The sequence below is a fragment of the Streptomyces sp. NBC_00523 genome (assembly GCF_036346615.1).
Classification (GTDB): domain Bacteria; phylum Actinomycetota; class Actinomycetes; order Streptomycetales; family Streptomycetaceae; genus Streptomyces.
The window spans coordinates 243,888-266,677 of the sequence record NZ_CP107837.1; the positions used below are offsets into that span (position 1 = coordinate 243,888).

The following is a 22,790-nucleotide window of genomic DNA, read 5'->3' on the forward strand; positions in this document are numbered from 1 at the left end:
GCCGGTCAGAGACCGGCGGCGGCCTTGAGCTGCTCGACGCGGTCGGTGCGCTCCCAGGTGAAGTCGGGCAGCTCGCGGCCAAAGTGCCCGTAGGCGGCGGTCTGCCGGTAGATGGGGCGCAGCAGGTCCAGGTCGCGGATGACGGCGGCCGGGCGCAGGTCGAAGACCTCGCGGATGGCACTCTCGATCCGGGCCTGCGCGACCTTCGCGGTGCCGAAGGTCTCCACGAAGAGACCGACCGGCTCCGCCTTGCCGATCGCGTAGGCGACCTGGACCTCGCAGCGGGTGGCGAGGCCGGCGGCGACGACGTTCTTGGCGACCCAGCGCGTCGCGTACGCCGCCGAGCGGTCCACCTTCGACGGGTCCTTGCCGGAGAAGGCGCCGCCGCCGTGCCGGGCGTAGCCCCCGTAGGTGTCGATGATGATCTTGCGGCCGGTGAGACCGGCGTCGCCCATAGGGCCGCCGATCTCGAAGCGGCCGGTCGGGTTGACCAGGAGCCGGTAGTCGTCGGTCTCCAGCTTGATGCCCTCGTCGGCGAGTTCGTTCAGGACGTGCTCCACGACGTGCTCGCGGATGTCGGGGGCCAGCAGGCCGTCGAGGTCGATGTCCGCGGCGTGCTGGCTGGAGACGACGACCGTGTCCAGGCGCACCGGGCGGCTGCCCAGGTAACCGATCGTCACCTGGGTCTTGCCGTCGGGGCGCAGGTAGGGGACGGTGCCGTTCTTGCGGACCTCGGTGAGGCGCCGCGAGAGCCGGTGCGCCAGGTCGATCGGCAGCGGCATCAGGCTGGGCGTCTCGTCGCACGCGTAGCCGAACATGAGCCCCTGGTCGCCGGCGCCCTGCTGGTCGAGCGTGTCGTCGCCGGAGCCGTCGACGCGCTTCTCGTACGCCGTGTCGACGCCCTGCGCGATGTCCGGGGACTGCGCGCCGATGGAGACGGAGACCCCGCAGGAGGTGCCGTCGAAGCCCTTGGCGGAGGAGTCGTAGCCGATGTCGAGGATGGCCTGGCGCACGATGCCCGGCACGTCCGCGTACGCCGACGTCGTCACCTCGCCCGCGATGTGGACCTGTCCGGTCGTGATCAGGGTCTCCACCGCGACGCGGGAGCCCGGGTCCTGTGCGAGGAGCGCGTCCAGGATCGCGTCGCTGATCTGGTCGGCGATCTTGTCGGGGTGTCCCTCGGTCACGGACTCCGAGGTGAACAGACGTGTCGTCATGACTCTCCTGAGGTGTGAGGTGGGGCGGTTGACGGTGACCGCGGCGGTCACCGGATGCGGCGGACCACCGCTTCGAGGGTGTGGGCGAAGGCCCCGGCCGGGGTGGCGGTGCCGGTGAGGACCACTCCGGGCGGCCGGGAACCGGCGGCGACGAGTTGCCCGGCGAGCGCGTGGGCACGCTCGCCGCCCCCGCAGAACGCGCCGAGCACGAGCGGGCCGCCGAGGTCGGTCAGCGCCCCCACCACGGCGTCGTCGGCCGGGGCCGAGGCGTCCGCGTACGGCGGCGGCCGCAGCAGCACCACGGCCTCGGGCCCCCGGTAGGCGTAAGCGACCCGGGTCAGCGCGGACAGCGGGGTCCCCGGCGCCCGGACCAGGCAGACGGTGCCGGTGCCGGGCCGCGCGGCGGGGCGCAGCTCGGTCAGGGCGGCCCCGCGCCGGGTGCCCGGCCGTCCGCGCGGCGTCCGGTCCCGCGGTCCCGCGAGGAGCGCGAGCGCCCCGCCGACCGTCGTCGCGGGCGTTGCCGTGCGCGGCAGTTCGCGCAGGGCGTGCGCGGTCCTGGTGAGCAGGTCCTCGGCCTGGGCGAGGCCCGTCCCGAGGCAGCCGGCGGTGAGCACGAGGCCCCCCTCGTCGTCCCGGTGGGCGACGAGCGTGAGCGGGAATCCGGTGCGCGCGCCCAGCGTCTCCGGGGTGCTGACGCGGACGCCCAGCGCGGCGAGCGCCGGTGCGAGGTCGCCGGGCGGGCGCGGCCGGTTCTCGAAGACGACGAGGCTGCCGGTGCGCGGGACGGCGGCCGGGGCGGGCGCGGAGCCGGACGCGGCCGTGCGGCCGGACGCGGCCGGGCCGCCGGGGCGGGTCCAGGACCGGATGCGCCCCTGCGACACCCACTCGTACCCGGCGACGTCCAGGGCCTGGTCCCGCAGGCCCGCCGGGAGTTCGGCGAGCGGGGCGTACGGGTTGACGCGCGCGGTCATCGGCAGCGGGTTGCGCAGGGCGGCGGGCAGCCGTTCGACGCCGTCGAGGAGGATGCCCCGGCCGGAGACCGCCGCGCTGAAGCCGATGTCGGCCGCGCCCTCGTGGCCGCCGGCCCGGTAGAGCGCCAGCGCCCACACGGCGTGCAGGGCGCTGCTCTCCGGGCAGCCGAGGCTCCCCGCCCACGCGGCGAGCCGTTCGCTCTCCTCGGGCGTGATCCGGGCGCGGACCTGGCCGGTGCCGTCGCCCGCGGGCGGAAGCGTGGCGGGGCCGGGCGGGGTGTCGCGCCAGAACTCGCGGGCCGGGGCGGTGTCCTGGGCCGCGAGCCAGCGCGTGTAGTCGCCGAGGTCGGGGCGGCGGGCGCCGCCGGGCAGCTCACCGCCCGCCAGGTAGGCGCGGTAGAACTCGTGCAGCAGCAGCCGCACGCTCCAGTCGTCCAGGAGCGCGGGGTGGAAGCTCAGCAGGACGCGGGTGCTGCCCGCCGCGTCCGGGCCGCCGCCCAGGAAGGTGACGCGCAGCGGTCCCGGGCGGCGCGGGTCGAGCCCCCGGCGCCGGTCGGCCTCGACCAGCGCGTGCCAGTCCACGCTGCCGTGCGGGAAGCGCAGCACTTCGGGCCCGGCGCTCTCGTGGCAGACGATCCACGGCTCGGGCCCCTCCTCGAAGGCGGCCCGCAGCACGCTCTCCCGTTCGGCGACGGACTGCCAGGCGGCAGCGAGCCGTTCCGGGTCGAGCGGCCCGTACCAGGTGACCGCGAGCTGTTCGCACCAGCCCTCGGTGCCGGGGTGCGCGTCCGCGTCCGCGAGGAGTTCGCGTTGCAGCGGGGTCGGCTCGATCCGGGGCGCGGGCCCGGGGCCGCTCTCCGTGACGGTGAGCAGGTCCGCGAGGAGCCCTGCGGGGAAGGGCGCGGCGGCGTCGGTGGCCGGCGGCCCGTCCGGGGTGAGGCGCAGGGTGTGGTGTCCGTCGTCGGCGGGTTCCAGGCTGGGCCGCCAGGAGGGGGCGGGGCGCGGACCGAGCCGGGCCAGGCGGTCGAGTGCGGCCTCGACGCGGTGCGGGTCCACGGGGCCGCGCAGCTCCAGGACGGGCGGTGCGGCCGGGTCCTGGCCGGTGGGGTCGAGGACGACGGTCATCGGGCCGCCGGGGGTGGCCCGGGCGGGGGTGGGGTGCGAGGAGTGGTCGGTGGTCATCGTCCTGCGGGGCACGCATGCGGGAGCGCGGCGGACCGGCTGCGACGCGCATGCGGGAGACCCCCTCCCTCCCCTCTGTCGGCGAATGCGGAACGAGTATGCGAGGGCCCGCCCACACGGGACCGACACGGCACTGACACGGCGGTGGTCCGGTGGTGGGGCGCCGTGGTCCCGCAGGGTTCCGTCGGGGGAGGCGACCGGGCCCGTACCGTACGCGGGCATGCGAAGGCCCCGCGTCCTCCTCCAGCGGGACTGGACGCGGGGCCGAGCGGGACACGATTCAGAGCAGTTCGGTGACCGCCCCCGCGAACCCCGTGTCGAGCATGGTGCGGACCGTCGTGTCGGCGGAGCCGGACAGGCCGGTGTCGTGGCAGGCGACGCTGAGCATGTACCGCCCGCCCAGGACCCGGTGGGTGTCGAAGGACCATTCGCCGTCGGCGGCGGGCCGGCCGTCGGGCGCGAGCAGTTCACCGCCGCCCTCGGCGAAGCCGAACTCGGTGAAGTCGAGCCGCAGCCCCTGCCCGAGCGCCTTGGTGTACGCCTCCTTGAGCGTCCACAGCCGCAGCAGCCGCGCCGCCCGCTCCCCCTCCGGAAGGTGTTCCAGCGCCCCGCGCTCGGCGGGCGTCAGCACGTGTCCCTGGAGCAGGTCGTACGACATGGGCCGGGTGGCGGGTTCGACGTCGACGCCGATCCGGCCGTTGCGGCTGATGCCGACGGCGATCATGTCCTCGGTGTGGGTGAGGCTCACGTCGATCTGGTCGAGGCTGCGCAGATAGGGCCGGCCGCCGATCCGGTACGCGAGGTCGAGCTCGGCCGGTCCGGTGCCCAGGGCGGCGGCCGCCGTGTACTTGGTGACGAGACGGGAGGCGAGGAACCGGTAGCGGAGCGTGGGGTCCTGGGTGCGCCGGTAGCGCTGCCAGTCGCCGCCGAGGAGCTGGCGCAGGGCGGGCCGGGTGACGGCCGCCCCCAGCCACTCGCCCCAGGTGGTGTGGACGACGGCGTTGCCGTGGCGGTCCATGGCTTCGCGCACCAGGTGCCAGGGCGCGCCGGGCCCCGCGACGTGAAGGGGTGCGCTGATCCGCCCGGCACCGGGCGCGGGGATGCTCGTCATGGCCTGCCTTCGTACGGGAGCGCGTCGAGGTCGTAGCCCAGGCCCTGGCCGTGACGGCGGATCAGCTCGGCGAGCACCTGGTCCTGGACGCCGTCGGGCAGTGCGGGCACGGGGACGCCGAGGCGCTGCCCGGCCCGGGTGAGGGCGAGCACGGCCCAGGCGGGGTCGGCGAGGAACGGGTCGGCGCCGTCCTGGCCCTCCCAGACGGCGAGCACGGCCGCGGCGCCGACGATCCGGCTGTAGCGGTCGCTGAGCCGGACGACGGCCGGGGCGGCGAGGGCGGCGGGGCCGGGCGGGATGCGGCGGCACTGGGCGCGCAGCCCGCGCAGCTCGGTGGCGAACGCCTCGGCGAGCCCGGCCAGCGCGCCGGTGTGCCCGCCGGAGTCGCGGAGCGGGGCGAGCCGTTCGGCGGTCGCGACGAGCGAGGCGGCCATGAAGTCGCCACCGCCCGCGATGCCGAGGAGCCGGTAGTCCAGGTGGGGCAGCGCGGCGCCCGGGGTGAACAGCTCGGCGGGCGGCTCGGGTTCGGCGAACCAGGAGCGTTCGGCGAGGCCGCGCAGCTGGGGCACCAGGACCGACTGGCAGGACGCGCTTCCGGCGTGCCCGAGCCCGGCGACGGGCAGGTCGCGGCTGAGCTTGCCGAGTGCCCCGTACGCGGGGTTCGTGTGGTCGTAGCCGCGGGCGCCGAGCACCGTGGCGAGTTCTTCCAGGTTCTCCCGCAGCAGTTCGGGCACCACGTATTTGACGGCGGCGGCGAAGAGGTGGGCGCTCGCGGGCAGCAGGCTGAGGGCGCGCAGGACGGTGGTGGACATCGCGTCGCAGGCCAGGAGGTCGGCGAAGACCCCGGTGAGCGGCTTGTGCCAGCGCCGGGCGACCCCGCTCGCGCGGCCCTCCGTCGCGGCGCGCGCCGCGGAGTGCAGGACCGTTCCGGCGGCGGCGGTGACGAGCCCGCAGATCAGGCTCCGGTTCACCTGGAAGGCGCGCAGGGCGATACCGGCCCCGTCGCCGGGGTGGCCGACGAGCGCGTCCCCGGGCACGGGCAGCTCGGCGAACTCGAGCCCGGAGAAGAGGGCCCCGCGCATCCCGGAGCTCTCCACCCGGGGCAGGTGGCGCAGGTGGACCGGGTCCTGTCCGGCCGGGTCGAGCAGCAGGACGGAGTGGCTGCGCGGGCCGGGGGCCTCGTCGGTGCGGGCGTAGACGACGTGGAGGTCGGCGCGGGACGCGTTGAGGATGACGTCCTTGCGGCCGCTGATCAGGCGGCCGCCGGGGGCCGGGCGGGCGGTGAACTCGTGGCGCAGGATGGCGTTGGCGTGGGCGAGTTCGTGGTGCAGGATCGCGATCCGGCCGCCGCCGAGCAGCAGCCGGGCGGTCGCGCGGCGCTGCGGCTCGTCCCCCGCCGCCCACACGGCGCCCGCCGCGAACAGCGAGATGAGGCCGTGGCCCATGCCGAGCCCCAGGTCGCGCCGGAACACCGGCCGCAGGGCCCGGGCCAGCAGATCGGCGCGGGTCAGCAGGCCGCCCAGCGCGACGGGCACGAACTCGGCGCCGAGTCCCGCCTCGGTGAGCAGCGCCTCGGTCGCCTCGGGCGGGGTGCTGCGGGCGTCGGCGTCGAACAGGGCGGCGAACCCGTGCGGGTTGCCGGGGTCGTAGGGGTCGCCGAGCCGTGCTTCCAGGCGTCGCGCCCGTGCGAGGGCGTCCGCGTCCGCACGGTCCGGGGCGGGGGAGGAGGGGGCGGGGCGCCCGGGGATCTCTGCGAGGGTGGTCATGACGGCGGCGTCCGCCTCCTTCGTCGTACGGGCACGGGGTGCGGGTGGGCGTGGCTCGACCCTGCGGGCGGCCGCTCGTGACGCGGTGGAGAACGGCTCGGGAACCGCTCCGGACACAGCCCAGGGGTGTCTCACAGCATGCGGATCGCGGTCTCCGCGTGCCGCTTCGCCAGGTTGAGCGTGGCCGTCGAATTGCGGCCCAGCGCCTCGCGTATGTAACGGCGGGCCTCGGGCAGTCCGGCGCCCGCGCCCAGGACCTGTTCGACGGCGGTCTCGCGGAGGACGACGGTGTGCTGGGAGACGACGGTGACGCCGGTCGCGTCGGGCACCACGGACCACTCGCCGGTGTGCGCCTCCATCAGGGCCGGGGTGGCGGTCTGCTTGTAGACGATGCGCCCGGCGTGCGGGAAGCAGATGCGGACGGACTCGGTGGTGTGCGTACTGCCGTCGGCGGTGACGGTGTCCATGGCCATGACCTGGACGCCGGGGGCCGGTTCGGTGAAGTCGAGGCGCGAGACGTGCGGGACCAGCTCGGGCCAGTCGCCGACGCGGTAGAGGAAGTCGTAGACCAGCTCGGCGGGGCCGTGGACGCGCACCGAGTCCTCGAAGGACAGGACGAGGTCGTCCAGCAGGGTCCAGCGCTCCGCGATCCCCTTCAGACTGGCCAGCTCCGCGCGGGAGTTGGTGTCGCACGCGGTCTCGACCCACTCCACGTCCCCGGGGCGGTCGCCGGCGACGGTGAAGTCGTGCAGCAGGACCAGCCGGGTGCCGCCGCCGGGGCGTTCCTCCACGATCCAGGTGCCCTCCATGGTCTCGACCGGGGCCTGCGGCCGGGTCTGCCGGAAGGTGATGCGGCGCGCCGCCGGGTCCTGGGTCCGCTCGGAGAGCCAGGACCGCACGTCGCCGTTGGCGGTCGCCCACATGCGCAGCCGCTCGTCGCGGCCGTCGAATTCCAGGCGCTCCACGTGCACGTTGGGCGGGAAGAACAGCGGCCAGCGCTCGGCGTCCGCGATCAGCCCGTAGACGACGCCCGGCTGGGCGTCCACGTCGACACTGTGCCTCGTCCGGTGCACACGTACGTCCGACACCACACACCTCTTTCTCGGTTGTTCGTGGACCCGCCCGCGCGGCGCGGGCGGTCCGGGAGGGTCAGAAGTTGCCCAGGCCGCCGCAGACGTTGAGGGCCTGCGCCGTGATGGAGGCTGCGGGCCCGGACGCCAGGTAGCCGACCAGGGCCGCGACCTCCTCCGGGGTGGAGTAGCGCCCGAGGGGGATCTTCGCCTCGAACCGGGCGAGGACGTCCTCGTCGGTGGTGTCCCAGGCGGCGGCGTATCCCGCGCGCACCCGCTGGGCCATCGCGGTCTCGACGTAGCCGGGGCAGACGGCGTTGACGGTGACCCCGGTCGGTGCCAGCTCGCGGCCGAGCGCCTTGGTGAAGCCGACGACGCCGTGCTTGGAGGCGCTGTACGGGGCGCCGAGCAGGACGCCCTGCTTTCCGGCGGTGGAGGCGATGTTGATGATCCGCCCCCGGGCGGCGGCGTCCTGGAGCCCGCCGTTCGCCAGGGCCTCGCGGGTCACCAGGAACACGCTGTTGAGGTTGGTGTCGATGACGTCGTACCAGAGCTCGTCGGTCAGCTCGGCGGTCACCCCGCCCCCGCTGCGCCCGGCGTTGTTGACGAGGACGGTGAGCGGCCCGTACGCGGTGACGGCGGCGCGCACCAGGGCGGCGACGTCCTCGCGGGACCGCACGTCGGCGGCCTGCCCGGAGACGTCGAGGCCCTCGTCGCGCAGGGCGTCGACGGTCTCCTTGACGGCCGCGTCGGTGCGGGCGCACAGGAAGACGCGGTGTCCGGCGCGGCCGAGCGTACGGACCACTTCCAGGCCGATGCCGCTGGTACCGCCGGTCACCAGGGCGACGGGACGGTTCTCGGAGGTGGCGGTCATGAGCGGTGCTCCTTCGTCGTGGCCGGGTGTACGGAAACGGCGCGCGGCTCCACACGGGCCGGCAGCGCGAGCGGGGCGGACGGCCCGACGGGGGCCAAGGCGCGGTCGAGCGCGGTCCGGCTGAGCACCGGGCCGCGCGCGGCGACGTATCCGTCGGGGCGCACCAGGAGCCAGGAGCCGGGGCGCAGGCCGAGCGCGGTGCGCAGCGCGGCGCCGGGGTCGGCGAGCGGCGCGGGGCCTTCGGAGCCGTCGGCGCGGCCGCCGAGGGTGCGCACGGAGAGCCATTCGGCGTACTGGGCGGCCGCGGTGACGGCGACGCCCACGGGCACGTCGCCGGGTCCGGAGCCGCCCGCCCCGAGCAGCAGGCTCCACCGCACGTCCCGCAGCTCGGCGGCGAACGCCTCGCGCACGGTGGGCTCCAGGCCGTCCAGCGCGACGGCCCTGGCGCGGCCGCCCGGGGCGGGCCCGGTGGCGGCGGCCCCCGCGGTGGTGAGCGGCGAGTCGCCGTAGCCGATGCGCAGCCCGGACATCCCGCCGAGGACCTTGCGCTGAATGGCGCGGCGCAGCGGGGTGACGTTGCGTACGACGGTGAAGACGACAGGCAGCACGGCCGCGGCGAGCAGGTTCTTCAGCTGCACCAGGACGGTGGCGGTGCGGGTGGAGTCGAGCAGGGCGGCGCCGATGGGCACGCGCTCGGCGCCGTAGCTGTCGAGCAACCGGTCCGCCGCATGGCCCTGTTCGACCTGGGCGAGCTTCCAGGCGAGGTTGTACGCCTCCTGGATGCCGGTGTTCATGCCCTGGCCCGAGGCGGGGCTGTGCACATGGGCGGCGTCGCCCGCGACGAAGACCCGGCCGTCGCGCATCCGGTCGACCCTGCGCTGCTGGAACGTGAAGACGGACGTCCACTCGCTGGGACCGACGGCGACCTGACGGCCCAGGCCCTTGGACAGCTTCGCGCCGAGACGTGCCTCGGCACCGGCGGGGTCGCGGTCCGGCACGGTGTCGAGGAGGCGCCAGTGGCCCTCGCGCGCGTACGGCACCATCATCAGGGCCTGTCCGCCGGTGTGCGCCCAGTAGATGGTGTCGGGCGGCAGGTCCATCGTGACGGGCACGTCGGCGAGCATCCAGGTCTCGCTGCTGGTGCCGGCGAGTTCGAGGCCGAGGAGCTTGCGGACGGTGCTGTGGCCGCCGTCGCATCCGACGAGCCAGGAGACGTCTTCGGTGCTCCGGGCGCCGCCGGCGTCCTCCAGCGTCACGCGCACCCCGTCCGGGTGCTGGTCGAGGCCGGTGAGCCGGACGCCCCACTCGATGGCGACGCCGAGCCGGGCCACCGCCTCGCGCAGCACGGCCTCCGTGTCGGTCTGGCCGATGATCAGCGTGAAGGGGTACGCGGTGGGCATCGACGCGTAGTCGGCCTGGAGGCGGACCAGGCGGCGGCCCTCGGCGTACATGGTGAAGGCGGCGTTCCGGCGGCCCCGGGCGAGCATGGCGTCCACGACGCCCATCTGGTCGTACGTCTCCAGGGTGCGCGGGTGCGTGGCGACGGCGCGGCTGGTGCGCGCGGGTCCTGGGGCCGCGTCGACGAGGCGGACCCGCAGGCCGCGGCGGGCCAGTTCGTGGGCGGCGGTCAGGCCGACGGGGCCGGCGCCCGCGATCAGCACCTGCGGCGGGGCGGCCGGCTCCGTGCCGGAGTTCACCATGATCGGTCTCCCGGGGTGGGTGGCGGAACGGATGGTCGGGCGGTCACAGCGCCGCGCTGGCCCGCAGCTTCTGCCGCACGGCGCGCCGCCGGGGCTTCCCGGTGGGCGTGCGCGGCACGGTGTCGATCGCCTCGGCGAAGCGGATCTGCTCGAAGCGGCCGAGGCGGTCGTTGGCGCGCTCGGTGATCGCGTCCAGCACGTCGAGCACGCCGTGGCCGTACGAGTCCCCCTCCACCCCCGCGTCCTCGCGCAGCACGATCCCGGCCCAGACCAGGGCCCCGTGCTCGGGGTCGGGCCAGTCCGCGACCAGGCAGTCGGCGACCCGGGGGTCGTCGGCGAGGATCCGCTCGATGCGGCTGGGCGAGACGATCTCGTTGTCGTACTTGAAGACGTCGGCGAGCCGGTCGACCAGGCTGAGGTTGCCCTCGTCGTCCAGGCGGCCGACGTCCCCGGTGGCGAAGAAGCCGTCCGCGTCGACCCGGGCGGGGTGCTCCTCGCCCAGGTAACCGGCCATCAGCTGCGGCCCGCGCACCAGGACCTCGCCGACCGACCAGGGGCCGAGCGGGCGCCGGGTCGTCAGGTCCACGATGCGGCACTCGGTGTCCGCGACAACGGAGCCGACGGTGCCGGACCGGTAGCGGCCGGGCCGCTGGCTGTGGGTGAGCGGGGACAGCTCGGCCATGCCGTAGCCCTGGATGACGGGCACACCGAGCCGTTCCTCCAGGGCCCGCGCCGTCTGCGGCCGCAGCGCCGATCCGCCGGAGAGCACGGCGGTCAGCCGCAGCCCGTCCGGCGCACCGCCCGCCGCCAGGCGCTCGTCGGCGGCCAGGACGTGCAGCCGGGCGGGCAGCCCGTAGTAGTGCGTGGCCCCCGCGTCGGCGGCGGCGCCGAGCGAGGCGTAGGGGTCCGGGTCCTGGCAGAGGACCTGGCACGCACCCGCGTACAGGGCCGAGTTCAGGTGCATGACGTGGTAGAGCGGCAGGTGGTTGAGGGTCACCGACGCATCCGTCAGGCCGTGCGCGTCGGCGGTCTGCCAGGCGTTGGCGACGACGTTGCGATGGGTCAGCAGGACGCCCTTGGGGGCGCCGGTGGTCCCAGTGGTGAACTGCACGCACGCCACGTCGTCCGGCGAAGCGGCGGGCCCGGCGTACGGCCGCGCCCCGGCGATCAGCTCGTGCAGGGGGACGGTTCCGGCGGGCGCTCGCCCGTGGGGGGCGTCCACGACCACGACGGTGCGCAGGGCGGGCAGCCCGGGCGCGATCCGCGTGAGGGACGCGGCGGTGGCGGCGGGCGCGAGGACGATCTCGGCGCCCGAGGTGCCGAGCACGTGGTGCAGCCCCTCCGGCGGGAGCAGCGGGTTGACCAGCACGACGGTGGCCCCGGCCCGCATGACCCCGTGGTACGCGGCGGCGAACTCCGGGGTGAGGGTGTGGGTGACCCCGACCCGGGTGCCGCGGCCGGCGCCCGCCGAGGAGAGCCAGCCGGCGATCCGGTCGGCGTAGGCGTCGAGTTCGGCGAAGCGCAGCACGCGGGTCGCGGTGCGCACGGCGGTGCCGTCGGGGTCGCGCCGCGCGGCGCGCCGCAGCAGTCCGTCCACCGGGAGGTCGCTGTACGGGGTGTCGCGCACCGGGGTCCCCTTCCGTCGTCCACCGGCGGCCTTTACCTCCGGATTGCCTTCACCCTCCGCCGGTGCGCTTGAGGAATCTTCGAAGAGCGCTCGATCAGCACCACGGAAGGTGACGGAGAACCGCCCGAAGACCCCTGCGGAGGAAAAGGAAGACACCATGACGGCCGACACCACGCACCTCACCGGACACGCGCCGGACACCTCGGAATTTGGTTCGCTGTACGCCGAGGTGCAGCAGTTCTACGCCCACCAGATGCAGCTCTTCGACCGGCACGAGGCCGAGCGCTGGGCCGCCACCTTCACCGAGGACGCCGTGTTCAGCGTGCCCACGCTGGACAGCCCGGTGCACGGACGCGCGGAGCTGGCCGCCAACGTCCACCACAACCGGGCCCGGCAGGAGCGCGAGGGCGGGCAGCTGCGCCACTGGATCGGCATGCTCGACGTGGACGTCCGCCCCGGCGGCGTCCTGCACACCCGCGCCTACGCCCTGGTCTTCGCGACGCCCCGGGGCGGTGTGCCGGTGGTGTCGCGGTTCTGTGTGATGGCGGACGAACTGGTGCGCTGCCGGGGCCGGCTGCGGGTCCGCAGCCGCGTGGTGTCGCGGGACGACCTCACGGCCGGCTACCCGGCCCCGGTGCTCGTCTGAGGGGTGCGCGGAGGCGTCAGGCGCGGCAGACCGGCAGACCGCCGTGGTACCGCGCCATCTCCTGGAACAGCGCCCCGATGTCGAGGGGCGCGCCCGGGAGGGCGCCGCGCTCCTCCGCGTACGCCCGGTGCAGATTGGGCACCAGCCGCTCGGAGTCCAGGAGCCCGGCGTACGGGCCGGGCCCGGCCTCCCGGGCGACGTCGTACGGGGTCAGCCCGGCGGCGACGCCCGCGCGGGCGAGCTCCTGGAGGCGGCGGAAGTACGCCGCGTCGGCGTCGAGGAGTTCCGGGCCGCCGACGGGCCCGTGCCCGGGGACGACCGTGAGCGGTTCCAGGGCGCGCAGGGCGGCGAGGGCGCGCAGCGAGCCGCTGACCGAGCCCATGGGGCAGAACGGGGTGACGCCGTTCATCACCACGTCACCGGCGAAAAGGACGCGCGGCCCCGGCAGCCACACCACGGTGTCGCCGCAGGTGTGCGCGGGCCCCACGTGCAGGAGTTCGGCCCGCAGCTCCCCCACGTACAGCGTCATCCGCTCCTCGAAGGTGACCTGCGGGACGACGACTTCCAGGTCCCCCCAGCGCACTTCGGGCCAGAGCCCCGTCAGGTGCAGCCCCGCCGCGGCGGCCTCGTCCCGGGCCCGCGCGTGGCCGACGACGACCGCCTCCGGGAAGACGCAGTTGCCGAAGGTGTGATCGCCGTGGAAGTGCGTGTTGACCAGGTACCGGGGCGGCCCGGCCGTCACCGCCAGGACCCGGGCGCGCAGGGCGCGGGCCCGGTCCAGGGTGGCGACGGTGTCGACCAGGGCGCTCTCACCGCCGTCGGCGAGCAGCCCGGAGTTGTTCAGACACCAGCCGCCGTCGCCCTGGAGGTGGGCGTGGACACCGTCGGCGATCTCGGTGAGCCGGCCGTCCGTCATTCAGGCCGCCGACCGGGCGTCCGGCGCCCCGTTGACGAGGTCCAGGTACGCGCGCGGGGTCTGCGCCTCGTCCAGCGCCTCCTCGTCCAAGGCCACGTCGTGGTCGCGCTCCACGATGCCGGTGACCTGGAGCAGGGCCAGCGAGTCGTAGCCCAGGTCGAGAAAGAGGGTGTCAAGGGCGGCCTCGTCAAGCGGCACGCCCTCGTCGCTGCCGGCGGCGTCGCGCAGCAGGGCGGCAAGGTCGGTCAGGTTCAGGCGGTCCACGGTGTTCCCCTCCTGGTACGGGTGTGCGTTCGGGTGGTGCTCAGAGGTGTACGGCGCTCACGCGCGCGGCGCGCGTACGACCGCAGCCGCGTTGAAGCCGCCCCGGCCCCGGGCGAGGACCAGCGCGTGCCGCAGCCGTGCCGGGCGGGGCGCGCCGGTCACCAGGTCCACCGGGCAGTCGTCGGCGAGCCGGCCGACCGGTGCGCCCGGCGGGACGACCTGGTCGCGCAGGGCGAGCAGGGCCGCCGCCAGATCGAGGGCGGACCCGCCCGAACCAAGGCGCCCGAACAGCGACTTCGGGGCCGTCACCGGCACCCCGTACGGGCCGAAGAGCTCGGTGAGCGCGGCGGCCTCGGCGCGGTCGGCGTCCCGGTCCCCGGCGGCGTCCGCGAAGACCACGTCCACGTCGGCCGCGTCGGTCCCGGCGTCGGCGAGGGCGAGGCGTGCGGCGTCGAGCAGCCGGGGCGCGCCGCGTCCGGGCGCCGGGTCGAAGGTGGCGGCGCAGCCCTCGACGGTGCCGAGGACGCGCGCTCCCCTGGCGTGCGCGGCGTCGCCGTCCTCCACGACGAGCAGGGCGCCGCCCTCCCCCACGACGTGCCCGGAGGCGTCGGCGGAGAACGGCAGGTAGGCGTCGGCCGGGTCGCGCCGGGTGCTCAGGCCCCCGGCGGCCAGCTGGGCGGTGAAGCCCCACGGGCACACCGTCGCGTCGAAGCCGCCGGTGAGGACGGCCCGGCCGCCCTGGCGCAGCTGGCGCCGGGCCTGGGCCATCGCGTCGAGGCCGCCCGCCTGCTCGGAGACGACGACACCGCTGGGTCCGCGCAGCCCGTGCCGGATGGAGATCTGCCCGGAGTTGGCGGCATAGAACCAGGCGAAGGACTGGAAGGCGCCGACGTACCGGCTGCCCTTGCTCCACAGCTCCTGCAGCTCGCGCTGGCCGAACTCGAAGCCGCCCGCGCCGTTGGCGGTGACGACGCCCATGCCGTACTCGGGCAGGGCCGACGGGTCGATGTCCGCAGCGGTGATGGCCTCGGCCGCCGCCGCGAGGGCGAGCCGGGTCACCCGGTCGGTCTGCGGCAGCAGCTTGGCCGGCACGTGCGCCGCGTCCTCGAAGCCGGTGACCTCACCGGCGAGGACGGCCGGGTAGCCGGAGGCGTCGAAGCGGGTCACGGGGCCGATCGCGCGGTGCCCGCGCAGAACCGCCGACCACCAGGTCTCGGTGCCGACGCCGCCGGGTGCGGCGATCCCGATGCCGGTGACGGCCGCGGTCGCGGTACGGGCGGGGGCGGCCGTCGGTGCCGGGGCGGTCATCGGCGTGCCTCCGTCCGGGGTGCGGTGAGCACCATCGCGCTCTGGAAGCCGCCGAATCCGCTGCCGACGCTGAGCACGGTGTCGGTGCGCTGCTCGCGGGCGACGAGCGGTACGTAGTCGAGGTCGCAGCTCGGGTCGGGCTCGTGCAGATTGGCGGTGGGCGGCACGGTGTCGTGCTCGATGGCCAGCGCGCACGCGGCGATCTCCAGGGAGCCGATCGCGCCGAGCGAGTGCCCGATCATCGACTTGATGGAGCTGACGGGCACCCGGTAGGCGTGCTCGCCCAGGCTCGCCTTGAAGGCGGCCGTCTCGTGCTTGTCGTTCTGCTTCGTGCCCGAGCCGTGCGCGTTGACGTAGTCCACGGCGGTCGGGTCGAGCCGCGCCTCGTCCAGGGCGATCCGGACGGCCTCCGCCATCTCCCGCCCGTCCAGGCGCAGTCCGGTCATGTGGTAGGCGTTCGAGCGGCTGGCGAACCCCGCGATCTCCGCGTACACGTGCGCCCCCCTGCGTACCGCGTGCGTGTACTCCTCGAGGACGAGTACGGCGCTGCCCTCGCCGAGGACGAAGCCGCCCCGGGTCCGGTCGAAGGGGCGCGAGGCCGTCTCCGGCTCGTCGTTGCGCGCGGAGGTGGCCCGGATCGCGTCGAAGGAGGCCAGGGTGATCGGGGTGATCGGCGCCTCGGACGCCCCGGCCAGCATCACATCGGCGCTGCCCTCGCGGATGAGCTCCGCGGCGTGCCCGAGCGAGTCCAGGCCGGAGGTGCACCCGGTGGAGACGACGGCGACGGGGCCGAGCGCCCCGGCGTCCCGGGCGACCTCGGCGGCCACGGAGCTCGGCACGAGGTAGTCGCCGAGCCGTTCCTCCGCGCGGCCCGGGTCCAGCAGCCAGTGTGCGCCGCCCTCGCTGACCTGCGCGTACACCTCGTCGAGCCCGCTGCTGCACCCGACCGCGGTGCCCAGGGAGACGCCGGTGCGCTCGCCCCCGGCCGCCAGGTCGATGCCGCTGTCGGCGACGGCCTCGCGGGCGGCGGTGAGCGCGAACTGCGCGACCCGGTCCAGGCGGTGGGCCTCGCCCGCGTCGAAGCCGTGGTGCGCGGGGTCGAAGTCGGCCTCGGCGGCGATCCGGGACCGGAACGACGTGGCGTCGAAGCGGGTGATGCGGCGGGTGGCGGTGCGGCCCTCCGTCAGCAGCGACCAGAACGCGGCGGTGCCGGTGCCGCCCGGGGCGACCACCCCGACACCGGTGATGACGACCCGCCTCATCGGACACCCGCCGGCTGCGGGGCGAGCCGGCGCACCACACGTGCGGCGCGGCCCACCAGACGGGGCAGGTCGTGGCCCCGCAGGAAGAAGTGGTCGCCGGGCACGGTGCGGACGGCGAACGGGCCGGTGGTCCAGGCGCGCCACTGCGCCATGGCCTCCGGCTGCGCCAGCGGGTCGTCCGCACCGGCCACCGCGAGGACGGGGACCGTGAGCGGCCCGGCCGTCGAGGGTTCGCGGGCGGCCGTCCGCAGCTCGTGGGCGAGGACGAGGTCGTCGCGGAGCACCGGCAGGACGACCTGGTGCCAGAAGTCGCCGGGCCGGGCGCGCGCGGGCAGGGCGTTGGCCTCCCCGAGCAGGCGCAGCAACTCCTCGTCGCCCGCCCGGCACTGGTCGGCCAGGGCGGACAGCTCGTCGGGCGGCGGGCAGGCGCCGACGACGAGCAGCGCGGGCCCGGGGAGCCCCGCCTCGTGCAGGGCCCGGGTGACGCTGTACGCGACGAGGGCGCCGAGGCTGTGCCCGTAGAGGATGTACGGTGCCTCGCCACCCTCGCCGGTGAAGTGGGGCAGCTGGTCGGCGAGCAGGTCCGCGGGGCGGGTGAGACGCGGCTCGGAGCGCCGGCGTTCGCGGCCGGGCAGCAGGTGCGGCACGGTCTCGACGCCGGGCCCGAGGCGCGGGCCCCAGCCGTAGAAGGCGGAGACGCCCGCTCCGGCGTGCGCGAAGCAGTGGAGCCGTACGGGCCGTTCGTCGGACATGGGCCGTCCTCTCGCGTAGGAGTCCGGGCCCTCGGCCTGGGCCCTCCCCGACCGCAGCCTGGCAACTCCCACTCGAACGGTGCTGGACCTCGGCTCAGGCCGCGTACAGATCGAACGTGGACAGCCCGCGCGGCCCGCTGAGCACGTCGAGCGCCGGATCGACCGTGAGCATGGCCCGGTGGAGTCGCTGCATCTGCGGCGACGGCTCGACGCCCAGCTCCTCCACGAGCCTCAGCCTCAGCCTCCGGTAGACGTCGAGGGCGGTGGCCTGGCGGCCCGAACGGTAGAGGGCGACCATCGCCTGCGAGTGCAGCCCCTCGTGCTGGGGGTGACGCATGATCAGGTCGGTGAGCTCGGCGAGGACCTCGGTGTGCCGACCGCAGCGCAGATCCGCGTCGATACGCCGTTCGACGGTGACCAGGCGCGACTCCTCCAGCCTCATCACCTCGATGTCGAGGACCGGGCCCAGCCGTACATCGACCAGCGCCGATCCCTGCCACATGGCGAGCGCCTCGCCGAACAGCGCCGAGGCCCGGACGTCCTCGCCCCGGTCGAAGGCGCCGCGCCCGGCCGTCACCAGCTCCTCGTAACGGTGCACGTCGACGGCGTCCGGCGGAACCTGGAGCAGGTAGCCGCCGTGCCGGGTGGCCAGGACCTCCTTGGCGGCACCGGGGGTGTCGGGCCCCATGGCGGTGCCGAGCCGGCGGCGTAACTGGAGGATGTACGTCTGAAGGGTGGTCATGGCGCTCTGCGGCGAGTTGCTGCCCCAGATCTCTTCCATGAGGGTGGGCACGGGCACGACGCGGCCCGGATGGAAGGCGAGCAGCGCGAGGAGCTGTCGCGGCTTGCCCGCGGTGGGCACGATCGACATCCCGTTGACCTCGGCACTCAACGGACCCAGAACCTGTATGCGCACGGTGGCCTCCCCAAGGACCGGCCGGGGTGGGCCCGGCCGTGATCGCGTGCGCCGGCGCCTTCGCCCCCGTGGCCGAAAGCCGTCGGCGCCAGGCACGCTAGCCCCGGGCACACCGTGCGCCTCATTCTCTCGATCGGCGTTCGAGCAGCCCTCCAAGCAGGCATTGCGGCCTGATTGCGGCCCCCCGGAGCGCCGCCTCAAGAACACGCAGACGACGGCTGGAGGGGCGCTCGGGCGGTCTCCCCCGGCCATCGGGTGGTCGTTACCGTCCATGCCGTGACCGGATTCCGAGGGAGAGCCACCCGATGAGCGTCCTCGCCACTCCGCGCCCGAAGGCGGCGCGTGCCGCCGCGAACAGCCCCGTGGAGTTCCGGCTGCTGGGCCCGGTCATGGTCCACGACGCCACCGGGGGCGCGGACATCGTCCCGGCCGGCTCCAAGCAGCGGGCGCTGCTCGCCGCGTTCGTCACCCACGCCGGGGTGCTGCTCGACGTGGACCGGCTGGCGGCGGAGCTGTGGGACGGGGCGCCTCCCGGCAACGCGGCGAACGCCCTTCAGGCCCATGTGGCCCGGCTGCGGCGGCTGCTGCCCGCGCCCGGCGACTACGGCCATGCCTGGATCAGCACGCTGCCGACGGGCTACCTGCTCGACCTGGGCGGCGCCTCCACCGACGTCCTGCGCTTCACCCGGCGCTCGTCCGAGGGGCGGGCGGCCGTCGCCACCGACCCGGCCCGGGCGGCCACGATCCTGCACGGCGCTCTGGAGTTGTGGCGCGGCCCGGCGCTGCAGGACTGCCGCCGGGGACCGGTGTGCGCGGCGGAGGCCGACCGGCTGGACGAGATGCGGCTCACCACGCTGGAGGCGCTGTACGAGGCGCGGCTGCGCTGCGAACGGCACGGCGAGTGCATCGGCGACCTGGAACGGCTGACCGCCGACCACCCGCTGCGCGAGCGCTTCTACGACCTGCTCATGGTCGCCCTGTACCGCAGTGGCCGTCAGGCGGAGGCCATCGGCGTGTACGAGCGCGCCCGGCGCCGCCTGGTCGCCGCCCTCGGCATCGAACCGGGCCCGGCGCTGCGCGGCCGCCTGGAGTCGGTGCTCACCCACTCCCCCGGCCTCGTGGCCCCCGGCGTCCTGGACGAACTGGACCGGCTGCGCCGCCGGGTGGACGAGCTGGGCAGGCAGCAGCTGGAGCTGACCCGCCGGCTGAACGCGGCGACGGCGGGCGCTTAGGACCTCGTCAGGCGGCGGCGAGGTGGGCAGCGAGTGCGGTGAGGTCCGGGTGGTCGTGGAGGACGACGGCCCGCTCCCGCAGCCCGTACATCCGGTTGACCGCCGTCATGAACTCCGCGCCCGCCCGGGCGTCGACGCCCAGATCACTGAACGGGGTGCACGGGTCCAGGTCCCACGGATCGCAGGCCAGGATCTGCGCCAGCTCGTCACGCAGCTCGTCGGCGGACGGCAGCAGACGGCACGGCGGCGCGGCCGGGGCCGCGACGGGTGCGGGGACCGGCCCGCACCCCGCCTCCCGCGCCACGTGCACGGCGAACGCCTCCAGGCTGGGGTGGTCCAGGACGGCCGCGCCCTTGATGGCGGTGCCGAAACGGGCGTTGACGGTCGCCACGAACTCCGTGCCGAGCAGCGAGTCCAGGCCGATCTCCGGGAAGGGCCGCCAGGGGTGCAGGGTGCACGCGTCGCGCCGGATGACGTCGGCCAGCAGGCCGGTCAGCGTGGCCAGGACATCGGCGGAGGCGGAGTACATGTCACGCGGCCCGCACGGCTTCGGCGCGGGGCCGCGGCGGCGCCGTGCGGTAGCGGCCGGTCCGCCCGGGGCCCACGAGCGCCGGCAGCAGCAACTGCCACAGCGCCCCGCCGTCCCCCGGCCGCGCCCCGGCGGCCCCCTCACCGGGCGGCGCGATCCCGTACAACAGGGCGGCGAGCAGCGCCTCGGCGCCGCCGTCCCGGGCGTCCCCGGTCAGCTCCCCGGCCGCGTCGGCCTCGTCCAGCAGGCGCCGGGCCTCGGCGAGCCAGGCCCGGCGCAGGCCGCCGGTCCCGGCCGGACCGGCCACACCGTCGTCGGCCAGCCGGAACGCGGCCCGGGCGACCGGGTCCTCGCACCGGGCCAGGGTCAGCCAGTGCGTCAGGTCGATGAGGCGCTGCACCGGCCCGTCGCCGGTGGCCCGCCGCTCGTCCAGGAACGCCCCGAGCAGGGTGTGGCCGTGCAGCGCCACCGCGTCGGCCAGCGCCTCCTTCGACGGGAAGTGGAAGTACAGCGCGCCCTTGGTCACGCCCGCGGCGGCGGCGATCTCGCCGAGCGTGGCGCTCGCGTACCCGCTCCGGGTGAACAGCTCGGCCGCCGCGTCGACGAGCCGTCGCCTGGTGCGTTCCGACCTCTCCTGCATTCAGCCCTCCCAGGACCGTGGGTCCCCTGCGTTCAGCCGACCTGGGTCAGCCGCTCGCCGGTGGCGGCGGCGGCCGTCCCTGGTGCCGGTGCGGACCCGGCCTTCAGAATGGAGCGCTGCAGTCGTTGCAGCCCTGCGGATGGCTCGAGCCCCAGCTCACCGACGAGCCTGGCCCGCAGCCGGTGGTAGGCGTCCAGCGCTTCGCTGCGCCTGCCCGAGCGGTGCAGGGCGACCATGTAGTGGGCGTGCAGGTTCTCGTGCGTGCGGTAGCGGCTGACCAGGACCGTGAGTTCGCTCAGCAGCTCGCGGTGGCGGCCGAGGCGCAGGTCGGCGTCGATGCGCCGGTCGAGGGCGCACAGCCAGGTCTCCTCTAGGCGCCGGATCTCCATGTCCAGCCGCGGCCCCGTCCGTACGTCCACGAGGGCGGACCCGGTCCACAGCGCGAGCGCGTCCCGCAGTTCGCGCGCGGCGCGCGGGAAGTCGCCCGCGTCCCCCGTGCGGTAGCCGCAGCCGGCGAGCCGCTCGAACTCCCGGACGTCGACGGTGCCGCCCGAGGTGTCCAGCATGTACCCGCCGGGCGTGGTGACCAGGACGTCCTTGGCGGTACGCGACGAGGCGTCACCCGGGGCCTGTGCCAGAGCCGCGGCGATGAGCTCGCGCACCTGCAACACGTAGGTCTGCAAGGTGGTACGGGCGCTGCGCGGCGGGTTCTCGCCCCACAGCTCTTCGATCAGGTCGGATACGGAGACGACACGGTCGGCGTGCACGGCCAGGAGCGCCAGTACCTGCCGGGCCTTCGGCGCCGTCGGGGTGACCGAGATCCCGCCCTCGGTGACGACCAGCGCGCCCAGTACTTCGATGTCCATGGTGCTCCCCCTTTTCACGCATGAGTCATCAGCGAAGCTAAAAACAGGACACGCGGTTTGTCAATACCAAACCGCGTGCCCTGTTTACAAGGGGGATCAAGGGAGCCTCTACTGCGGGGGGTTTCCGTGCTTGCGGGCCGGCAGGTCGGCGTGCTTCGTACGGAGCATCGCGAGCGAGGCGATCAGCACCTCGCGCGTCCCGGCCGGATCGATGACGTCGTCCACGAGCCCCCGCTCGGCGGCGTAATAGGGGTGCATGAGCTCGGTCTTGTACTCCTTGACCATGCGGGCGCGCATCGCCCCGGGGTCCTCGGCCCCCGCGATCTGCCGCCGGAAGATGACGTTGGCGGCGCCCTCCGCGCCCATGACCGCGATCTCGTTGGTGGGCCAGGCGTAGGTGAGGTCCGCACCGATGGACTGGCTGTCCATGACGATGTAGGCGCCGCCGTACGCCTTGCGCAGGATCAGCGAGATGCGGGGCACGGTGGCGTTGCAGTACGCGTACAGCAGTTTGGCGCCGTGCCGGATGATCCCCCCGTGCTCCTGGTCCACGCCGGGCAGGAAGCCTGGCACGTCGAGGAGCGTCACGATCGGGATGTTGAAGGCGTCGCAGAGCTGCACGAAGCGCGCGGCCTTCTCGGACGCCTCGATGTCGAGCACCCCGGCCAGCGTCTTCGGCTGGTTGGCGACGATGCCCACCACCTCGCCGCCCAGCCGGGCCAGGACGCAGATGATGTTGCGCGCCCAGTGCTCGTGGACCTCCAGGTATTCGCCGTCGTCCACCAGTTCCTCGATGACCTCCGCCATGTCGTACGGGCGGTTGCCGTCCACCGGCACCAGGTCGAGGAGGGTGTCCGAGCGACGGTCCGCCGGGTCGGCGGTCGGTGCCACGGGCGGGTTCTCGCGGTTGTTCTGCGGCAGCAGGGACAGCAGGTAGCGGACCTCGGCGATGCAGGTCTCCTCGTCGTCGTACGCGAAGTGCGCGACGCCCGAGGTCTCGGCGTGGACGTCCGCGCCGCCCAGGCCGTTCTGCGTGATCTCCTCGCCGGTGACCGCCTTCACGACGTCCGGACCGGTGATGAACATCTGCGAGGTCTCACGGACCATGAACACGAAGTCCGTCAGGGCGGGGCTGTAGGCCGCACCGCCCGCGCACGGGCCGAGCATCACCGAGATCTGCGGGATGACACCGGAGGCGCGCGTGTTCCGCTGGAAGATCCCGCCGTACCCCGCGAGCGCCGAGACACCTTCCTGGATACGGGCGCCCGCGCCGTCGTTCAGGGACACCAGCGGCGCACCGGCCGAGATGGCCATGTCCATGATCTTGTGAATCTTCGTCGCGTGAGCCTCACCCAGCGCCCCGCCGAAGATCCGGAAGTCGTGCGCGTACACGAAGACCGTCCGGCCCTCCACCGTACCCCAGCCGGTGACGACACCATCGGTGTACGGCTTCTTCGCCTCCAGGCCGAAACCCGTCGCCCGGTGCCGCCGCAGCTGCTCCACCTCATGGAAGGAACCCGGGTCGAAAAGGAGCTCGATGCGCTCACGCGCCGTCAGCTTGCCCTTGGCGTGCTGCACCTCGGTCGCCCGGTCACCGGGCCCGCGCTCCGCCGCCGCGTGGATCTCGCGCAGTTCCGCCACGCGGCCGCGGAGACCGGCCTGCCCCAGCAGTTCCGGGACGGGGGAAGTGGTCATCGACATGTCGTCAGGTCCCTTCCTGGAATGCGTTGCCGCACTATCGCCAGCTGCGCGGAGCTCGGTAGACGGGCTCGGGGCTCCACCCCGGGACGCGCCCGGCCGGGGGCTTCTCCCGCTGCCCGTCGGCGTCCGCGCGCAGGGCGAGCAGCACCACCGTGAGCGCGGCGAGCTCCTCCTCGGTGGCCCGCCCGCGCTCGATGCGCAACGCGGACACCGCCGTTTCCGGACCGCCCATACCCCACC

21 protein-coding genes are annotated in these 22,790 nt (G+C 74.8%); 2 read left to right on the forward strand and 19 right to left on the reverse strand.

Translation table 11 applies throughout. The features are described from left to right. Positions 1–5 precede the first annotated feature (5 nt). From metK to OHS17_RS33625, 8 genes are all read right to left on the reverse strand, one after another. Positions 6–1,217: a methionine adenosyltransferase gene (gene metK / locus OHS17_RS33590; RefSeq protein ID WP_018106341.1), complete on the reverse strand. Its 1,212-nt coding sequence runs from the start codon at positions 1,215–1,217 to the stop codon at positions 6–8. A 47-nt stretch (positions 1,218–1,264) separates the two neighbouring features. Beyond that, entirely contained in the window at positions 1,265–3,370 is a 2,106-nt protein-coding gene (locus tag OHS17_RS33595) for a condensation domain-containing protein (protein ID WP_330315576.1), read from the reverse strand. Positions 3,371–3,650: 280 nt separating this feature from the next. Further along, positions 3,651–4,481, reverse strand: a complete 831-nt coding sequence (locus tag OHS17_RS33600) for a 4'-phosphopantetheinyl transferase family protein (RefSeq protein WP_330315577.1) — start codon at positions 4,479–4,481, stop codon at positions 3,651–3,653. Beyond that, on the reverse strand, positions 4,478–6,247 hold the full coding sequence (locus OHS17_RS33605; protein ID WP_330315578.1) for an acyl-CoA dehydrogenase: 1,770 nt from the start codon (positions 6,245–6,247) through the stop codon (positions 4,478–4,480). Before OHS17_RS33605 ends, OHS17_RS33600 begins: the two co-directional genes overlap by 4 nt. Positions 6,248–6,378: 131 nt before the next feature. Continuing rightward, positions 6,379–7,335, reverse strand: coding sequence for an aromatase/cyclase (locus tag OHS17_RS33610; protein ID WP_330315579.1), 957 nt, complete (start codon positions 7,333–7,335; stop codon positions 6,379–6,381). A gap of 61 nt (positions 7,336–7,396) precedes the next feature. Further along, positions 7,397–8,191 (reverse strand): SDR family NAD(P)-dependent oxidoreductase, encoded by a 795-nt coding sequence (locus OHS17_RS33615; protein ID WP_330315580.1) that lies wholly within the window; start codon positions 8,189–8,191, stop codon positions 7,397–7,399. Then, the gene (locus tag OHS17_RS33620) at positions 8,188–9,891 is read right to left on the reverse strand and encodes an FAD-dependent oxidoreductase (RefSeq protein ID WP_330315581.1); all 1,704 of its coding nucleotides are present in this window, start codon (positions 9,889–9,891) and stop codon (positions 8,188–8,190) included. Before OHS17_RS33620 ends, OHS17_RS33615 begins: the two co-directional genes overlap by 4 nt. 43 nt (positions 9,892–9,934) lie before the next feature. Beyond that, positions 9,935–11,518 carry a class I adenylate-forming enzyme family protein gene (locus tag OHS17_RS33625; RefSeq protein ID WP_330315582.1) on the reverse strand — a complete coding sequence of 528 codons (1,584 nt, stop codon included), beginning with the start codon at positions 11,516–11,518 and terminating at the stop codon, positions 9,935–9,937. Between the two features lie 157 nt (positions 11,519–11,675). On the opposite strand from OHS17_RS33625, the gene OHS17_RS33630 reads away from it, so the two are divergent. Beyond that, positions 11,676–12,164, forward strand: coding sequence for a nuclear transport factor 2 family protein (locus OHS17_RS33630; protein WP_161210568.1), 489 nt, complete (start codon positions 11,676–11,678; stop codon positions 12,162–12,164). Between the two features lie 16 nt (positions 12,165–12,180). On the opposite strand, the gene OHS17_RS33635 is transcribed toward OHS17_RS33630, so the two are convergent. The 6 genes from OHS17_RS33635 to OHS17_RS33660 all read right to left on the reverse strand — a co-directional run bounded on the left by OHS17_RS33635 (position 12,181) and on the right by OHS17_RS33660 (position 17,582). Then, on the reverse strand, positions 12,181–13,080 hold the full coding sequence (locus tag OHS17_RS33635) for an MBL fold metallo-hydrolase (RefSeq protein ID WP_330315583.1): 900 nt from the start codon (positions 13,078–13,080) through the stop codon (positions 12,181–12,183). Beyond that, a complete protein-coding gene (locus OHS17_RS33640; RefSeq protein ID WP_330315584.1) occupies positions 13,081–13,344 on the reverse strand; it encodes an acyl carrier protein in 264 nt (87 codons plus the stop codon). A gap of 57 nt (positions 13,345–13,401) precedes the next feature. Continuing rightward, a complete protein-coding gene (locus OHS17_RS33645; RefSeq protein ID WP_330315585.1) occupies positions 13,402–14,652 on the reverse strand; it encodes a beta-ketoacyl synthase N-terminal-like domain-containing protein in 1,251 nt (416 codons plus the stop codon). Then, the gene (locus OHS17_RS33650) at positions 14,649–15,914 is read right to left on the reverse strand and encodes a beta-ketoacyl-[acyl-carrier-protein] synthase family protein (protein WP_330315586.1); all 1,266 of its coding nucleotides are present in this window, start codon (positions 15,912–15,914) and stop codon (positions 14,649–14,651) included. Before OHS17_RS33650 ends, OHS17_RS33645 begins: the two co-directional genes overlap by 4 nt. Next, on the reverse strand, positions 15,911–16,666 hold the full coding sequence (locus OHS17_RS33655; RefSeq protein ID WP_330315587.1) for a thioesterase II family protein: 756 nt from the start codon (positions 16,664–16,666) through the stop codon (positions 15,911–15,913). Before OHS17_RS33655 ends, OHS17_RS33650 begins: the two co-directional genes overlap by 4 nt. 94 nt (positions 16,667–16,760) lie before the next feature. Then, complete coding sequence (locus OHS17_RS33660; RefSeq protein ID WP_330315588.1) at positions 16,761–17,582, reverse strand: AfsR/SARP family transcriptional regulator; 822 nt, start codon at positions 17,580–17,582, stop codon at positions 16,761–16,763. Between the two features lie 305 nt (positions 17,583–17,887). Between OHS17_RS33660 and OHS17_RS33665 the strand changes: the two genes are divergently transcribed. Continuing rightward, positions 17,888–18,814: an AfsR/SARP family transcriptional regulator gene (locus OHS17_RS33665; RefSeq protein WP_330315589.1), complete on the forward strand. Its 927-nt coding sequence runs from the start codon at positions 17,888–17,890 to the stop codon at positions 18,812–18,814. A gap of 7 nt (positions 18,815–18,821) precedes the next feature. On the opposite strand, the gene OHS17_RS33670 is transcribed toward OHS17_RS33665, so the two are convergent. The 5 genes from OHS17_RS33670 to OHS17_RS33690 form a co-directional block, all read right to left on the reverse strand. Next, the gene (locus OHS17_RS33670) at positions 18,822–19,343 is read right to left on the reverse strand and encodes an acyl carrier protein (protein ID WP_330315590.1); all 522 of its coding nucleotides are present in this window, start codon (positions 19,341–19,343) and stop codon (positions 18,822–18,824) included. Position 19,344: 1 nt separating this feature from the next. Continuing rightward, entirely contained in the window at positions 19,345–19,983 is a 639-nt protein-coding gene (locus tag OHS17_RS33675) for a ScbR family autoregulator-binding transcription factor (RefSeq protein WP_330315591.1), read from the reverse strand. A 32-nt stretch (positions 19,984–20,015) separates the two neighbouring features. Next, positions 20,016–20,849: an AfsR/SARP family transcriptional regulator gene (locus OHS17_RS33680; RefSeq protein WP_330315592.1), complete on the reverse strand. Its 834-nt coding sequence runs from the start codon at positions 20,847–20,849 to the stop codon at positions 20,016–20,018. 108 nt (positions 20,850–20,957) lie between these two features. Next, positions 20,958–22,544, reverse strand: a complete 1,587-nt coding sequence (locus OHS17_RS33685; RefSeq protein WP_330315613.1) for an acyl-CoA carboxylase subunit beta — start codon at positions 22,542–22,544, stop codon at positions 20,958–20,960. Positions 22,545–22,584: 40 nt separating this feature from the next. Further along, positions 22,585–22,782 carry an acyl-CoA carboxylase subunit epsilon gene (locus tag OHS17_RS33690; RefSeq protein WP_330315593.1) on the reverse strand — a complete coding sequence of 66 codons (198 nt, stop codon included), beginning with the start codon at positions 22,780–22,782 and terminating at the stop codon, positions 22,585–22,587. Positions 22,783–22,790 lie beyond the last annotated feature (8 nt).

Coding starts and splice junctions, on each gene's coding strand:
- OHS17_RS33685 (WP_330315613.1), bottom strand. CDS start 22,544: ATGACCACTTCCCCCGTCCCGGAACTGCTGGGGCAGGCCGGTCTCCGC.
- OHS17_RS33670 (WP_330315590.1), bottom strand. CDS start 19,343: ATGTACTCCGCCTCCGCCGATGTCCTGGCCACGCTGACCGGCCTGCTG.
- OHS17_RS33655 (WP_330315587.1), bottom strand. CDS start 16,666: ATGTCCGACGAACGGCCCGTACGGCTCCACTGCTTCGCGCACGCCGGA.
- OHS17_RS33635 (WP_330315583.1), bottom strand. CDS start 13,080: ATGACGGACGGCCGGCTCACCGAGATCGCCGACGGTGTCCACGCCCAC.
- OHS17_RS33595 (WP_330315576.1), bottom strand. CDS start 3,370: ATGACCACCGACCACTCCTCGCACCCCACCCCCGCCCGGGCCACCCCC.
- OHS17_RS33650 (WP_330315586.1), bottom strand. CDS start 15,914: ATGAGGCGGGTCGTCATCACCGGTGTCGGGGTGGTCGCCCCGGGCGGC.
- OHS17_RS33620 (WP_330315581.1), bottom strand. CDS start 9,891: ATGGTGAACTCCGGCACGGAGCCGGCCGCCCCGCCGCAGGTGCTGATC.
- OHS17_RS33645 (WP_330315585.1), bottom strand. CDS start 14,652: ATGACCGCCCCGGCACCGACGGCCGCCCCCGCCCGTACCGCGACCGCG.
- OHS17_RS33605 (WP_330315578.1), bottom strand. CDS start 6,247: ATGACCACCCTCGCAGAGATCCCCGGGCGCCCCGCCCCCTCCTCCCCC.
- OHS17_RS33680 (WP_330315592.1), bottom strand. CDS start 20,849: ATGGACATCGAAGTACTGGGCGCGCTGGTCGTCACCGAGGGCGGGATC.
- OHS17_RS33675 (WP_330315591.1), bottom strand. CDS start 19,983: ATGCAGGAGAGGTCGGAACGCACCAGGCGACGGCTCGTCGACGCGGCG.
- OHS17_RS33665 (WP_330315589.1), top strand. CDS start 17,888: ATGAGCGTCCTCGCCACTCCGCGCCCGAAGGCGGCGCGTGCCGCCGCG.
- OHS17_RS33690 (WP_330315593.1), bottom strand. CDS start 22,782: ATGGGCGGTCCGGAAACGGCGGTGTCCGCGTTGCGCATCGAGCGCGGG.
- OHS17_RS33630 (WP_161210568.1), top strand. CDS start 11,676: ATGACGGCCGACACCACGCACCTCACCGGACACGCGCCGGACACCTCG.
- OHS17_RS33600 (WP_330315577.1), bottom strand. CDS start 4,481: ATGACGAGCATCCCCGCGCCCGGTGCCGGGCGGATCAGCGCACCCCTT.
- metK (WP_018106341.1), bottom strand. CDS start 1,217: ATGACGACACGTCTGTTCACCTCGGAGTCCGTGACCGAGGGACACCCC.
- OHS17_RS33615 (WP_330315580.1), bottom strand. CDS start 8,191: ATGACCGCCACCTCCGAGAACCGTCCCGTCGCCCTGGTGACCGGCGGT.